The organism is Neisseria sp. HMSC068C04 (genome assembly GCF_001810105.1).
In the GTDB taxonomy this organism is placed as follows: Bacteria; Pseudomonadota; Gammaproteobacteria; order Burkholderiales; family Neisseriaceae; genus Neisseria; species Neisseria flavescens_B.
In genome coordinates, this window is the sequence record NZ_KV799924.1 from 80614 (window position 1) to 94571 (window position 13958).

The 13958-nt window shown below is 54.8% G+C and carries 13 protein-coding genes; 2 read left to right on the forward strand and 11 right to left on the reverse strand.

Annotation, left to right across the window (positions count from 1 at the left end):
• Positions 1-18: 18 nt before the first annotated feature.
• From HMPREF2700_RS03455 to HMPREF2700_RS03490, 8 genes are all read right to left on the reverse strand, one after another.
• Complete coding sequence (locus HMPREF2700_RS03455) at positions 19-783, reverse strand: ABC transporter ATP-binding protein (protein ID WP_070590109.1); 765 nt, start codon at positions 781-783, stop codon at positions 19-21.
• A gap of 10 nt (positions 784-793) precedes the next feature.
• Positions 794-1840: a FecCD family ABC transporter permease gene (locus tag HMPREF2700_RS03460; protein ID WP_070590112.1), complete on the reverse strand. Its 1047-nt coding sequence runs from the start codon at positions 1838-1840 to the stop codon at positions 794-796.
• Between the two features lie 116 nt (positions 1841-1956).
• Entirely contained in the window at positions 1957-3072 is a 1116-nt protein-coding gene (locus tag HMPREF2700_RS03465; protein WP_070590114.1) for an ABC transporter substrate-binding protein, read from the reverse strand.
• Between the two features lie 505 nt (positions 3073-3577).
• Entirely contained in the window at positions 3578-5341 is a 1764-nt protein-coding gene (ptsP, locus tag HMPREF2700_RS03470; RefSeq protein WP_070590117.1) for a phosphoenolpyruvate--protein phosphotransferase, read from the reverse strand.
• Complete coding sequence (locus HMPREF2700_RS03475; protein ID WP_003683718.1) at positions 5341-5610, reverse strand: HPr family phosphocarrier protein; 270 nt, start codon at positions 5608-5610, stop codon at positions 5341-5343. Before HMPREF2700_RS03475 ends, ptsP begins: the two co-directional genes overlap by 1 nt.
• Before the next feature lie 44 nt (positions 5611-5654).
• Positions 5655-6083 (reverse strand): PTS sugar transporter subunit IIA, encoded by a 429-nt coding sequence (locus HMPREF2700_RS03480; RefSeq protein WP_070590120.1) that lies wholly within the window; start codon positions 6081-6083, stop codon positions 5655-5657.
• 58 nt (positions 6084-6141) lie between these two features.
• Positions 6142-6705: a hypoxanthine-guanine phosphoribosyltransferase gene (locus tag HMPREF2700_RS03485; protein WP_070590131.1), complete on the reverse strand. Its 564-nt coding sequence runs from the start codon at positions 6703-6705 to the stop codon at positions 6142-6144.
• Between the two features lie 114 nt (positions 6706-6819).
• Positions 6820-8349: an ABC transporter permease gene (locus HMPREF2700_RS03490; protein ID WP_070590134.1), complete on the reverse strand. Its 1530-nt coding sequence runs from the start codon at positions 8347-8349 to the stop codon at positions 6820-6822.
• A gap of 233 nt (positions 8350-8582) precedes the next feature.
• Between HMPREF2700_RS03490 and HMPREF2700_RS03500 the strand changes: the two genes are divergently transcribed.
• Positions 8583-9113, forward strand: a complete 531-nt coding sequence (locus tag HMPREF2700_RS03500) for a cytochrome b (RefSeq protein ID WP_083303941.1) — start codon at positions 8583-8585, stop codon at positions 9111-9113.
• 157 nt (positions 9114-9270) lie between these two features.
• On the forward strand, positions 9271-10272 hold the full coding sequence (gene pdxA, locus HMPREF2700_RS03505) for a 4-hydroxythreonine-4-phosphate dehydrogenase PdxA (RefSeq protein WP_070590140.1): 1002 nt from the start codon (positions 9271-9273) through the stop codon (positions 10270-10272).
• A gap of 187 nt (positions 10273-10459) precedes the next feature.
• Here pdxA and HMPREF2700_RS03510 read toward each other — a convergent pair whose 3' ends face one another.
• The 3 genes from HMPREF2700_RS03510 to gltS form a co-directional block, all read right to left on the reverse strand.
• Positions 10460-11455, reverse strand: coding sequence for a S49 family peptidase (locus HMPREF2700_RS03510; protein ID WP_070590143.1), 996 nt, complete (start codon positions 11453-11455; stop codon positions 10460-10462).
• A gap of 54 nt (positions 11456-11509) precedes the next feature.
• Positions 11510-12532: a lysozyme inhibitor LprI family protein gene (locus HMPREF2700_RS03515; protein WP_070590146.1), complete on the reverse strand. Its 1023-nt coding sequence runs from the start codon at positions 12530-12532 to the stop codon at positions 11510-11512.
• Positions 12533-12637: 105 nt separating this feature from the next.
• Complete coding sequence (gene gltS, locus HMPREF2700_RS03520; protein ID WP_070590149.1) at positions 12638-13852, reverse strand: sodium/glutamate symporter; 1215 nt, start codon at positions 13850-13852, stop codon at positions 12638-12640.
• Positions 13853-13958: the final 106 nt, after the last annotated feature.

Genomic DNA, 13958 nt, shown 5'->3' on the forward strand with positions numbered 1-13958 from the left:
TGGTGGCAGATTTCCCAGCTAGGATTGCCGCATCGGGCGGATAACGGGCAGGCCTTTGCTGTCGTATAAAAGTTCGATGTCCACTTTGTACAGCCTGCCGATCATGTCCGCCTGCAACACGTCCTGCGGTGCGCCCTGCGCCTGTACTTTGCCTTCGCCGAGCAGAATCACGCCGTCTGAAAACTGCGCGGCGAGGCTCAAATCGTGCAAGACCATCAGCGTAACCAGATTGTGTTCGTGCGTGTATTGCACCACGCGTTCTAAAAGATTGAGTTGGTGGTGCATATCCAGCGCGCTGACCGGTTCGTCCAGCATCAGGATTTCGGGACGGCGCAGCATGACTTGGGCAAACATGACGAGCTGCCGCTGTCCGCCGGAAAGCCGCATGACGTCTCGGTGCGCCAGATGGCCGATGCCCAGCTCCGCCATGATACTTGCGGCTTCGTGCAGCAGCTCGTCGCCGACGTGCATGTGCAGCGCGTCCATGCGGCCGAGCAACACGACTTCCAGCGCGGTCAGCGAGGCTTCGGCGGCGGTGTCCTGCGGCATATAGCCTATGCGTTTGCGCCAGCTTTGCAGGTGGATTTTGCTCAACACTTCGTTGCCGTAGCGGATGGTGCCTTTGTGCGCCACTTCGCCGAAAATCGTTTTCATCAGCGAGGATTTGCCCGTGCCGTTGGGGCCGAGCACGGAATAGACTTTGCCTTGTTCCAGCGTCAAATCGATATTGTCGGCGACTACATAATCGCCGCGCCGGATGTGTACGTTTTCAAGTTTCAACATTTCAGACGGCCTATCGTTTCGTTAATACAATCCAGAAGAAGAACGGCACGCCGACAAACGACGTAACAATCCCCACCGGAAACAGCGCGCCCGGGATAATCACCTTGGACAACACGCTCGCTACCGACAAAAACGCCGCCCCCGCCAGCATCGCGCCGGGCAGGAAGAAACGTTGGTCTTCGCCCAAAAGAATCCGCGCCACATGCGGCGCGACCAAGCCGATAAAGCCGATCACGCCGACAAAACTGATGGCCGTCGCCGTCATTACCGCCACCAATACCAGCGTTTTCAGGCGCAAAAATTGCAGATTGATGCCCAGCCCGACGGCGCGTTCTTCGCCCAAGCGCAGCGCGGTCAGCTTCCACACATCGCGCGAAAGCAGAAACACGCATACCGCCGTAACCGCCGCCGTAACGATGACCGTTTCCCAAGTTGCCTTGGTCAGGCTGCCGAACAGCCAAAACAGAATCTGCTGCGAAATCTCAGGCGCGGCGATAAATTGAATCAGCGACAAAATCGACTGAAACAGAAACAAAAGCGCAATCCCTACCAGCACCAGCATCGCCGAATTGAAGCGGCGCGCCGAGGCAAACAGAAACAAGATGCCCGAAGCCAGCATGGTCATCACAAACGCGCCGATGGGGACGGCGACTGTTTCAGGCAGCCCGAAACCGCCGAACGCAATCACCGCCGACGCGCCCAAACCCGCCGCTGCCGCCAAGCCCAGCGTATAAGGGCTGGCCATCGGGTTGTTCAGGAGCGTTTGAATTTCCGCACCGCCGACACCTAAAGCCGCGCCGACCACCAAGGCCATCACCGCAATCGGCAGGCGCAAATCCATCACAATCAGGCGGTTCATTTCATCGACTTCGGGTTTGCCCAGCAAAACATTGACCACTTCGCCGACGGGCAGCGTGTCCATCATCGCAGGGCCGGTAGCGATATCGAATAGGAAACTGACCGCGGCGATGACTAAAAACATCAACACAATCAACCAACGCTTGCCTTCCAACTTGCGCTGGTTTTTTACAATCTCGGCGACAACCGAATCATTCATGTTTCAAACCTTTAAAAAAGAGTGTTGTGAAAGGGGAGAACAGGTTTGCCTTTTTCTTCCGCAAAAATTTCAGACGGCCTTACGATTTAAAAGGCCGTCTGAAAATCTAAACTACCTTATTGTCCTTTCGGATAGAGGTAGAACGTGCCGTTCGGTACGACGGGCAGGTTTTGGCGGTAGAAGTCCAGATAGGTCTTCTCAGGGTTGAAATCCTTAAACAATTGCGGATAAATCGCTTTGGCCATAAACTGAATCGATGCGCTGTCGGACAGCGTGCGTGAGTTGGCGTGGTAGGCGGCGTAGAGGCGGTTGTTTTTAATCGCAGGCAGGTTGGCCCAGCCGGCGCGTTTGGCAAAGCCTGCCAAGCGTTTTTCCGCTTCCGCTTTCGGAATGCCCCAACCCATCACCATGGCGGTCGGGCTTTTCTTCAATTCGGTTTCGCGGCCGGTAATCACGATGACGTCGGGTTTGGCGGCGAGGACTTTTTCAGGGTTGATCGGGCCGTAGTACTCGACCGAAGATGCGGCGATATTGTTGCCGCCGACCAGCGTCGCCATCGAACCCCACATGCTCTTGCCGAAGGTTACGCTGTGTTCCGCAGGGCCTTTGTTGCCGAACTCGATATAGACTTTAGGCTTGGGCAGGTTGGCTTTTTTCACGCGCGCTTGGATGGTGTCGGCGATGCGTTTGTAGTCCGCCGCCAGCTTGTCCGCTTTTTGCTGCTGGCCGGTCAGCGTGCCGATGAGTTTGGTTGATTGAATGTGTTTGGCGACCGTTTGCGCGTTGTAGTCCAACACCACAATCGGAATGCCCGCCTTGTTGATGCGGTCGAGGTCGGAACCCAAAGCCTTATACTGCCAGTCCGCCAAAATCAGCAAATCGGGTTTCAATGCCAATACTTTTTCAACGGAGAACGTGCCGACTTCCACCTCGCCCACGTCGGCAAGCTGGTTCAGCTTAGGCACGGCTTTGCTGAATGCCGCCCAGCTTGGCGGCGCCCAGTCGGCCCAAACTGCTTTGGAGAAACCGACGACGTTGTCCAGCGCGGTTTTACCGCCGATGGCCATGTAGTCTTGGTAGTAGAAGCCCAAAACCACGCGTTTGGCAGGCAGGTCGACGGTTACTTTACGGCCGACGGTATCGGTCAGCTGAACGGGTTTGGCAAAAGCGGATACGGAGCCGACTGATAAAGCGGCGGCGGCAATCAAAGCAGAAAGTTGCGTCAATCTCATGAACTATTCCTTTAAAATATGATGATAACCATTATCTTTTATAAATTTACAAGGTATTGAATCTTTTTTCAAGTGAAACATGAGAATAGACATATTCCAGAATAAAAAGTTGCATCATTAAAATAAAGAGATAATGTTTGGGTATACTGAAGACCTAGTGAAAAGGAATGATATGGGTGCCTAAAGCCATAGTGGGCAGTAGCTGGAAGAAATAGGCAAAGGGTCATTTATTGCAAAAAATAAAAGGTATCCGGTTGAGTACAGCAGGCCGTCTGAAACCTTGTAATCGGGGTTCAGACGGCCTTTGGGGTGGGTATAAAAGCGTTTATTTCACTTGCGCCATATATTTTTCAGACGGTCTGTAAGCAGTATTGGGGAAAAGTGAAAAAGGTTGGTTTTTGAAATGGCGAAATAGGGAAGAAGGGGCTTGCGGGAGAATCGGGCGTAAACCCAAAATGGGGGCGAATAAAAAGGGCGTGTATCGAAACACGCCCTTGCCGGAGGTTCAGACGGCCTGTGATTCCGCCTGTTCGCTTTGGTTGAGGATTTTGATCAGCTTCTCGGTTTTTTCCGGATCTTCGCAGCGCAGGATTTTGGCGGCATCGTTTTCGAGATGGCCGGTGTGGCTGTGCAGGATAATGTTTTTGACCGAAAGCAGGTTGTTGGGGTTCATGGAGAAACGGCGCAGGCCCATGCCGAGCAACAGTCGGGTGAAGACGGTATCGCCGGCCATTTCGCCGCAGATGGACACGCCTTTTTCCATGCGGTTTGCCGTGCGGATGATGTGTTGCAGCGTTTTGAGGACGGCAGGGTGGCCGGGTTGGTAGAGGTGGCCGACGCTGTCGTCGCCGCGGTCGACCGACAGGAGGTATTGAATCAGGTCGTTGGTGCCGATGGAGATGAAATCGACGAGCTTGAGGATGCTGCCGACGGTCATGGCGGCGGACGGGATTTCAATCATGCAGCCGATGCTGACCGGGCCGAAGGCTTCGTCGCGTTCGGCGAGTTGGCGTTGGGCCGTGTCTAAGTGGATAAGGCATTGGCGCACTTCGGAAATGGATGTAATCATCGGCCACATCATGCGCACGGGGCCGTGGGCGGCGGCGCGGAGAATGGCACGCATTTGGGTGCGGAACATGACCGGCTCGGCGAGGCACAGGCGGATGCCGGTCAGGCCGAGTGCAGGGTTGAGGCTGCCGTTGGGCGAGCTGTTTTGGCCGAACCAGCGCGGATTTTTATCGACACCCAAATCGACGGTGCGGATGGTGATGCTTTTGCCTTTCATCTTTTTCACAATCGCGCTGTACACTTCGTATTGCTCGTCTTCAGACGGCATGGTGTCGCGGTTGAGATAAAGAAATTCGCTGCGGAACAGGCCGACGCCGTCTGCGCCGAAGTTGTGCAGGGTTTTGATGTCTTCGGCGGATTCGATGTTGGCCAAGAGTTCGATGTTGATGCCGTCGGCCGTGGTGGCGGCGGTTTTTTTGATTTTGTTGAGTTCGCGCTTGTGGCTGCGGTATTTGCGGGCGAGGCGGCGGTATTCGTTGAGGACGACTTCGTCGGGATCGATGATGAGGGTGCCGTTGATGCCGTCGACGATGACGATTTCGTTTTCGGTGATGAGTTTGCGGGCGTTGTGCAGGCCGATGACGGACGGGATGTCGAGGCTGCGGCCCAAGATGGCGGTGTGGCTGGTCGGGCCGCCGGCATCGGTTACAAAAGCGGTAATGTGCTGCTCTTTGAACAATACGGTATCGGCAGGCGAGAGGTCGTGCGCGATGAGGACGGTGTCGTCAAACAGGTTGTCGGCGAAGTTGATTTCGTTGCTTTGGCCGACAAGGTTGTTGTGGATGCGGTGGACGACTTGGAGCATGTCTTGTTTGCGTTCGCGCAGGTAGTCGTCGTCGATGCTGTCGAACTGGGCGGCGAGCTTGTCGCTTTGCTGTTTCAATGCCCATTCGGCGTTGATTTTTTGTTCGCGCAAAATGTCGATGGGTTCGCGCGAGAGGGTAACATCGGTCAGCAGCATCAGGTGCAGGGAGATGAACGCACCCAATTCGGTCGGGGCGTTTTCGGGAATCGCGCCGCGCAGTTGTTCCAATTCTTTGCGCGTGGCTTTGATGGCGGTGTCAAAACGGGCAACTTCGGCATCGAGTTTGTCGGGATTGATGTCGTATTGGGGGACTTCCGTTGTGCCGCGCGTAATGAGGTGGGCGTGGCCGATGGCAATGCCTTTGCCCGCGGCTACACCGTGTAGGACGATGCTCATTATTCGCCCTCGCCGAAGTAGTCGTTGATGAGGTCGGTCAACGCCTGCATGGCAGCGGCTTCGTCTGCGCCTTCTGTTTCCAGCTCAATCACGGTGCCTTTGGCGGCGGCCAGCATCATCAGGCCCATGATGCTTTTGCCGTTGACGCGGTTGCCGTTTTTGGTGACCCAGACTTCGCTTTGGAATTGGGAGGCGGTTTGGGTGAATTTGCTGGAGGCGCGCGCGTGCAGGCCGAGTTTGTTGATGATTTCGATTTCTTGTTTGAGCATGGATGTCCCCTAAATGTTCGTAAAGTGAATGTTTTCAGACGGCCTTAGCCGTTTTCTTTGCACACCAGGTCTTCAGGTGCGGATGTAATGGCGAAAATGCCCCGGATGGCGGCTTCTTTGACGGTTTCGGTGAAGTCGGAGAGGTTTTCGGCTTGTGATGAGTATTGGATGGCTTTAATCATCATCGGGGCGTTGAGGCCGGTCAGGATGGCGGATTTGTTTTCGCGCACCAGTCGGCGTGCGGCGTTGCACGGTGTTGCGCCGAAGATGTCGGTCATGATCAGCACGCCGCGGTTGTCGGGAAATTCCTGCAATGCGGCGATGGCATTGTTGATGATGTCGTTTTGATCCTCGTCGGGCTGTACGCCGAGGATGTGGAGATTTTCGGGGAAGCCGTTGGGGAAGAAATGGTCGGCCAAACCGCGATAGGCTTCGCCTATGGTTTCATGTGTAATGATTAACAAACCTATCATGATGTGTTCCTAGCATGGGGGTTGAGGCCGTCTGAAGATTTTTCAGACGGCCTTTGTTTTATTTATTGTTTAAGGCGTAGATTTCGCCGAGGTTGCGCCAACAGCCGGCGGCATCCATGCCGTAGCCGAAGACGTAGCGGTTGGGCACGTCCAAACCGACATAATCGGCTTTGGTCGGTTTTTCTTTGTCGATCAGTTTGTTGGCAAATACGGCCGCACGGCAGCTTGCCGCGCCCATTTCCAACAGTTTTTCCTGAATGGCGGCCATGGTGTGGCCTTCGTCCAGGATGTCGTCCAAAACGACTACATGACGGCCTTTGATTTGCTCGGGGTCGGGCATGCGTTTCCAGTTGAACGTACCGCCTGCGAGTTTGTCGCCGTAGCGGGAAACGTGGACGTAGTCAAAGTCCAAAGGAAAGCGCAACAGCGGAAGCAGCTGCCCTGTAAACACCACCGCACCACCCATTACAGGCAGGAGCAAAGGGTATTTGTCGCCCAAGTCGCGGGTAATGTCGTCGGCAACTTTTTGCAAGGCCGCGCGGCATTGTTCTTGGTCAAACAGCAAGTCGGCATTGTCCAGCATGGCTTGGGTTTCAAGGCGTTTGGTTTCTAAGTCGGTCATGATAGATCGTGTTGAGTGCGGTTAAAAACAAATTATATAGCGGATTCAATCAATTTTCGATACAAGACGTGGCAAGAGTGTAGTGAAAGTGAAGGGAATTTGAGCCGACCGCGTTCAGACGGCCTTTTGTCCTTCCGCTTCGTCCACCAGCAAAAATGCCGTTAAAGCCAAAGCGGTCAATACCGCCGTCAACACCATTGCCCGTCCGTAATTGTCCGCACCGGCACGTCCGAGATAATCGTAAATCAAAGTGGTCAGCGTCTGCCATTCGGGACGCGACAGGAACAATGTGGCCGCAAATTCGCCGATACACGTTGCCGAAGCCAAAGTCAGGCCGCGCCGTAAAGCCGGTTTTAATAAAGGCGTGGTTACATAACAGTCCGTCTGAAAACCGTTTGCGCCCATAGTACGCGCCGCCGCCGCGTAATCTTTGGGCAAACCGTCCCATGCGGCCAATACATCTTTGGCCACAAATGGATACGCCAACAGCGCGTAAGTTGCGGTCAGCAGCCACAGCGAAGCCGTCCACTGCGGATAGAGCAACAAAACGCCAAACGCGATGCACACGGGCGACACCATAAACGGCAAAAACATCAGCGCGCGCAACCACGCCATTTGCCGTGCCGCGGCCGCATACAGCACGCCCAAAACCGTCGCCGCCGCCACCGCTGCCGCAGAGAAACGGATGGTGTTCCACACAGCCGCCCACGTTTGCGCTTCCAGCAAGACTGCCCACGAAGAGCCAGCCGATACCGCCTTGAGCCATACAGCCGCCAAAGGCAGCAGGCAGCAGACTGCCAACATGGCCAATACCGTTGCCGTCAGCCATTTTTCCCAAGCCCATATCGGCGCACGCGGAGGCAAAGGCGAGACCGATTTATCCACAGCCACGCGCCTGCTCCAATACGCATACAAACCGCCTGCCGCCGCCGTAACCGCCAGCACCAGCCACACCAACACCGACGCACGCGCCATGTCCAACTCATACGCCACCAGCCGGTAGATTTCCACTTCCACCGTCGCAAAACGTTCGCCGCCGAGCAGCAAGGCCAGTCCGAAGCCTGAAAAACAATATAAAAACACCAGGCACGCGCCGCCGGCAACCCACGCGCGCACCACCGGCCATTCGACCCAGACAAACCGCCTCCACGCGTCCGCGCCCAAAGATTGCGCCGACAGCAACCGCGCCTGCGGCACACGCACAAATCCTTGATACGCCGAGCGCACCAAAACCGGCAGGTTGAAAAATACGTTGCCGTAAATCAGCAACCACGGCGTGTCCTGCCAGCCTGCCGCCAGCATACCGTGTGCGCCAAATAAAGCTAGTACGCCCATGCCCGCGACCAAGGTCGGCATCACAAAAGGCAGCATCAGCAGGCGCAAAACCGTGCGCCGTCCGGCGAAGTCCATCCGCGCCAGCACCCACGCCGCAGGCACGCCCAAAGCCGTGACCAAGATGCAGGTCAAAACCGCCTGCGCCACCGTCCAGCCCAAGCGCAGGCGCATATAGTCATCAGCCACCACTTCCGCCCAAGCGCCTTCGCCGTCGTAAAACGCCAGCGACAGCAAAGGCGCGGCCACCATAATCGCCAAGAAACCCAAAGGCAGAAGCAACAGCGCAAACCGCCGAATCCAAACCTGCATCGATGCGTACCCGAGAATAAAAACGCCTATTTTAGCCCGAGTTCGGCATAGAAGGTGGTATTCCTGCCCTTGTTTTCAGACGGCCCGGGCAGCCTGATGGATAAAACCGCCGTTTCTTCAAATTTTCCAAACATTTACGAAATCTCTTCAAAAAGGCAACATAATCAGTTCGGCATTTTTGTTACAATGCCGCCGATTCAAAAAACCAAACAAATCAACAATAAGGAAACATTATGACCACTACACGCCCACAAACCTACGATGCTGTCGCGCGCGCGTTGCACTGGCTGACCGTACTCGGTTTTATCGGCATCCTCTCCACCATTACCGTTTGGACCATCTACGATGGCGAAGAATGGGTCAAATCGCTCTTCGGCGTGCATAAATCCATCGGTTTCATCACGCTGCTGGTGATTGCCGTGCGCATTGTTTGGGCTTTGCTCAATGCGTCCAAACGTCCTGCCGCCGACAGCTTTGCCGCCAAAGCAGGCCACCTTGCCCTTTACGTCCTTATGCTCGCCGTTCCCGTTATCGGCATGATCCGCCAATACGGCGGCGGTCGCGGCCCATTGAAAGTATTCGGCGTCCAAGTGATGCAGGGTTCGCCTGAAAAAATCGAATGGATGTCCAACCTCGGCAATATGGCGCACGGCAAACTCGGCTGGCTGCTTTTTGCGCTTGTCGCCGGCCACATTGTCATGGTTGTGGTTCACCGCATTCAAGGCCACGACGTTTTATACCGCATGATCGGCCGCCGTTCTTAAGTGTAAAACGGTAAACAGCCAAGGCCGTCTGAAAACAGTTTGACCAAGCAAAAACTGTTTTCAGACGGCCTTTTTGTATTTGTGTTAATCTGCAAAAGTAGGGCAGGCATTTTGCCTGACTGTTGTCTAAATACTGTAACCCGTACCGAGAAACACCATGACTGCTCCCATTCTCGCCATTACATCCGGCGAACCGGCCGGCATCGGCCCCGACATCTGCCTTGATTTGGCTTTCGCCGACCTTCCTTGCCGCCCCGTTGTTTTGTGCGACAAAAACCTGTTGGTAAACAGGGCCGAACAGCTCGGCAAATCCGTCATCTTGCGCGATTTTCAAGCCCAAGCGGCTGAACCGTTGCCCAAGGGCGAACTCGAAGTCCTGCATATTCCCTTAGATGCCGAGTGTCGGGCGGGCGAACTCAATCCTGCCAATGCCGCGTATGTGCTCCGACTGCTGGATACCGCGTATCAAGGTATTTCAGACGGCCTGTTTGCCGGCATGGTGACCGCGCCGCTGCATAAAGGCATCATCAACGATGCCCACGCAGGCAACGGCTTTTTCAGCGGTCATACCGAATACCTCGCCGAAAAAAGCCATACCGAACAAGTCGTCATGATGTTGACCGGCGGCGGATTGCGAGTTGCATTAGTGACTACTCATCTGCCGCTTAAAGATATTTCCGCCGCCATCACGAAGCCTTTAATCGAGTCGGTTGTCCGCATTCTTGAACACGACCTACGCCATAAGTTCGGCATAGCCAAACCGGTTATCCTCGTTACCGGCCTCAATCCCCACGCGGGCGAAGGCGGCCATTTGGGACACGAAGAAATCGACACCATTATTCCGGCGCTTCATGCCCTGCAGGCCGAAGGCATAGACGCACGCGGCCCTTATCCGGCCGATACCGTGTTCCAACCCTTCCTGCTCAAAGATGCCGATGCCGTCCTTGCCATGTACCACGACCAAGGGCTGCCGGTGCTCAAATACGCCGGTTTCGGCGAAGGCGTGAACATCACCCTCGGCCTGCCCTTTATCCGCACCTCCGTCGATCATGGCACGGCTTTGAACTTGGCAGGCACAGGCAAAGCCGATTCCGGCAGCCTGATTACCGCTGTCCGTGCCGCGCTTGATATGGCGCACAATATGCAGCAGGCCGTCTGAAGCGTGGAGGTTTAATCGTTTGTCGGCGTAAAGTGTTCTTGTAAGAGCATCATCAGGAAATATTTGCCTGCCGATTTGATGAGGTCGATAAATGTTTGGACAATAATCAGCACTTTATTTTAAAAACCATATCAAAAGGCCGTCTGAAGCCCTAATTGGGTTTCAGACGGCCTTTTGGTTTTTTGGTTTACCAAATTTCAGACAAAGTTTCTTTGACTTTGGCCTTCACTTCCGCACCGAAGCGGCGGCTGAGCATTTTGCTGAAATCGTCTTGCGGCGTGTAGTTGACCAGCTCAGGGGCTTTGACAACATCGCGGGCGACGCTGTAAATGCTGCCGAAATCGTCGATTAAGCCGACCTGTTTGGCTTCTTTGCCGGTGTAGATGCGGCCGCTGAAAACATCGGGATATTGTTTGTCTTTCAATCGCGCGCCGCGGCCGAGTTTGACGGCTTTGATAAATTCTTGGTGGATATCGCCCAACATGGTTTCCCAAATTTGGGTTTGTGCCGGCGTTTCAGGCGTGAAAGGGTCGCCCATGCCTTTGTTGCTGCCGGCGGTTTTCAGACGGCGTTTGACACCGACTTTGTCCATCATGCCGGTAAAGTCGAAACCGCCGCCGATCACGCCGATGCTGCCGACAATGCTGGAAGGATCAGCGTAAATTTTGTCGGCTGCGGCGGCAATGTAGTAGCAGCCGGAAGCACACATGTCTTCGGCAACGAGGTAAACGGGGATGTCTTTGTGTTCGGCTTTGAGGCGGCGGACTTCGTTAAAGGCGGTGTTGGACACGACAGGCGAACCGCCTGGGCTGTTGGCGCGGATGATGATGGCCTTGGCGTTGCCGTTGTTATAGGCGGCTTCCATGCTGTCGCGCAGGATTTGGACTTGGTCGTCGATGTCGTTGCCGATTTCGCCGGTCAGGTCGATAACGGCGGTATGTTCGCCGCGGGCATGGATGCTCGTGGTTTTTCCTTCTTCTTCCGCGAGGCCGAAGATCAGGCTGAGGAAGATGAGGACGGCGACGCCGCGCCAGATATTGCGCCAAATGCGGGCGCGGCGCTGTTCTTGGTAGGCGGCGAGGAGGACTTCGCGCAGGGTGTTGCGCTCCCAGTTGTCAACGGGTGTGGAGGCTGAAGATGGTGTGTTTGGGGCATCGCCTTCACGGTGGATTCGGTATTGCATGATGTGATGTGCTTTCTTGTGGGCCGTCTGAATGTTCAGACGGCCTTATTGGTTTTAGTTGATGGAATAGCCGCGCAGGTATTGCGTACGTTCGCGGGTCATGCGGGTTTCACACTGCAGGCGCAGGTATTCTGCTTGTGCGGCGCTGTCTGCGGACGCGGCGGCTTGTTGGCAGTTGAGTTTTTTGCTTTGAATCCAGGCGCGTTGTTCGCCGAGGATTTGTTGTTTGACATCGCTGTCCATGCCGCCCCAGAGGTCGTTGATCTCGCCGTCTGCCTGACGGTTTTGCGCGCGCGCGTTGTCGAGTTCGCTTTGACTGAGGCCGGGCGGTTCGTTGCGCGAGGTTTCATGGTCAGGACGCAGGACTTCGTAGTCTGAATCGTTGTCATCATCGGTCAAGCCGACGGCTTGGCTGGCGGCGTTGTTTTCAAGGATGTCTTGTGGATCAACAGTCGGCGGCTCTTCCATATTTTGGTTTTGCAACAGCTTGATGGCCTGCTCTTTGGATACAGGCTTGCCGTCTATCATGACGATGCTTTTTACGCCGTAGGGCAGCAGGGTGGCGGAAAGGGTTTGGGCCGTGGTGCTCAGGGTGTTGTCTTCGAGAACCGGTTTGCCGTCTTTATCGGGGGTGTAGAGCAGGGTGGTGCTGAACGTGTTGTTTTCAAAAGTCAGGTTGCTGCCCATCAGTTTTTGTTCGAGCATGTCGGACAACGGGGTGTTGCCGTAAATCAGCGGGCTGTTGTCTATGGCCGTTTTGAGGATGGTGTCGGGGATGCGGATTTTGAGGTTGGCGCGGCAGATGGCTTTGCCGTTGTCTTCGGTTTCTTTGGGGTCTTCAAGCAGGGTTTCTAATTCGAGGCCGGCGGCGATGATTTTGTCGGCATCGACGAATTGGCGGTTGTCATTGCGGGCAAAGGAGCGCGCTTGTTGTTTGAGGGTGTCTTCGATGGTGGTACGGATGTTTTGCAGTGTGGCCGGTTGGGCGCAATCAAGCGCGGCTTTCGGCTCTTCTTTGCTGCATGCGGCAAGAAGAATTGTGCTTAAAATCAATACGGAAGCGGTTTTTTTGTACATAGGTACTCCTGAAGATGACGGCCTTTCAGACGGCCTGACGTGCCTATCATAACAAAAGCACTTGCAGCAAGTAAATGCGGCAAGTGCTTTTCTATGTCAGACGTATCAGCCTTTGATGACGCTGATGAAGCCGGAGAGGATGGCGGCGTTGAGCAAGTCAACGAAGAATGCACCCACCATAGGCACAATCAAGAAGGCTTTGTGCGACGGGCCGAAAGTTTGGGTAATGGACTGCATGTTGGCAACGGCAGTCGGGGTGGCACCCAAACCGAAGCCGCAGTGACCGGCCGCCAATACGGCAGAGTCGTAATCGCGACCCATGAAGACGTAGGTAACGAAGGTTGCGTACAGAATCATCACGACGGTTTGTACGGCCAAGATGATGGTCACAGGGCCTGCCAAACCGGTCAATTCCCACAGTTTCAGGTTCAGAAGGGCCATAGACAGGAAGAGGGACAGGGAGGCGTTACCGAAGACGTCGATGGCACGGTCAAACATATTGACTTTGAAGGCTGCGGTCAGGACGTTGCGGATGACCACGCCTGCAAACAGACACCATACGAATTTAGGCAAGTCGAAGAAGGCTTTGTCGTAGCCATCCACGATTTCGGCAAATGCCAAACAGCCGGCAAACATAGCGAGGGTTTCGACAGCAGACTCGGCAGTAATCAGGCGGGTGCGCTGTGCTTGTTCAAAGATGTCGTCGGTAGCATCGTTGTCGTCGGATTTGGCAGTTTTGACGACAGGTTTACGGCCCATTTTGTTGATCAGACGGCGTGCAACAGGACCACCGATCAAACCGCCGAATACCAGGCCGAATGTCGCAGAAGCCATACCCAAGCCGGTTGCTCCGGTCAGGCCGAATTTGCTTTCAAAGTCAGGGCCCCATGCGCCGGCGGTACCGTGACCGCCGGTCAGGGTAATAGAACCGGTAATCAGGCCAATCAGCGGATCCAAGCCCAATGCGCTCGCCAAGCCGACACCGACAAAGTTTTGGACGATGATGAATGCACCCACCACGGCGGTAAAGATAACCAAAGGCAAACCGCCCGCTTTCAAACGGGAGAAGTCGGCGCTCAAACCGATGGATGTAAAGAAGATAAGCATGAATGCATCTTGCAGCGGTTTTTCAAATTTGAAGCTGACGCCGTAGGCTTCGTGCAGGGCGAACAGGACGATAGCGGCAATCAAACCGCCGGCGACCGGCTCGGGAATATTGAAGTCTCTTAAGAATTTGATTTTTTGAACCAGAAATTTACCAACCAGCAACACGAGCGTGGCGGCAATCAGTGTGTAATAACTGTTGAATTCCCATTCCATGTTGTTTCACCTCCTAGAAATGTTTTTCCGAGTATCCGTTTTCGTTCCGGATGTAGTGTGTTTCAACGCTCGGCGTTATCCGCCGAGTGTCATGGTATTGATGCGC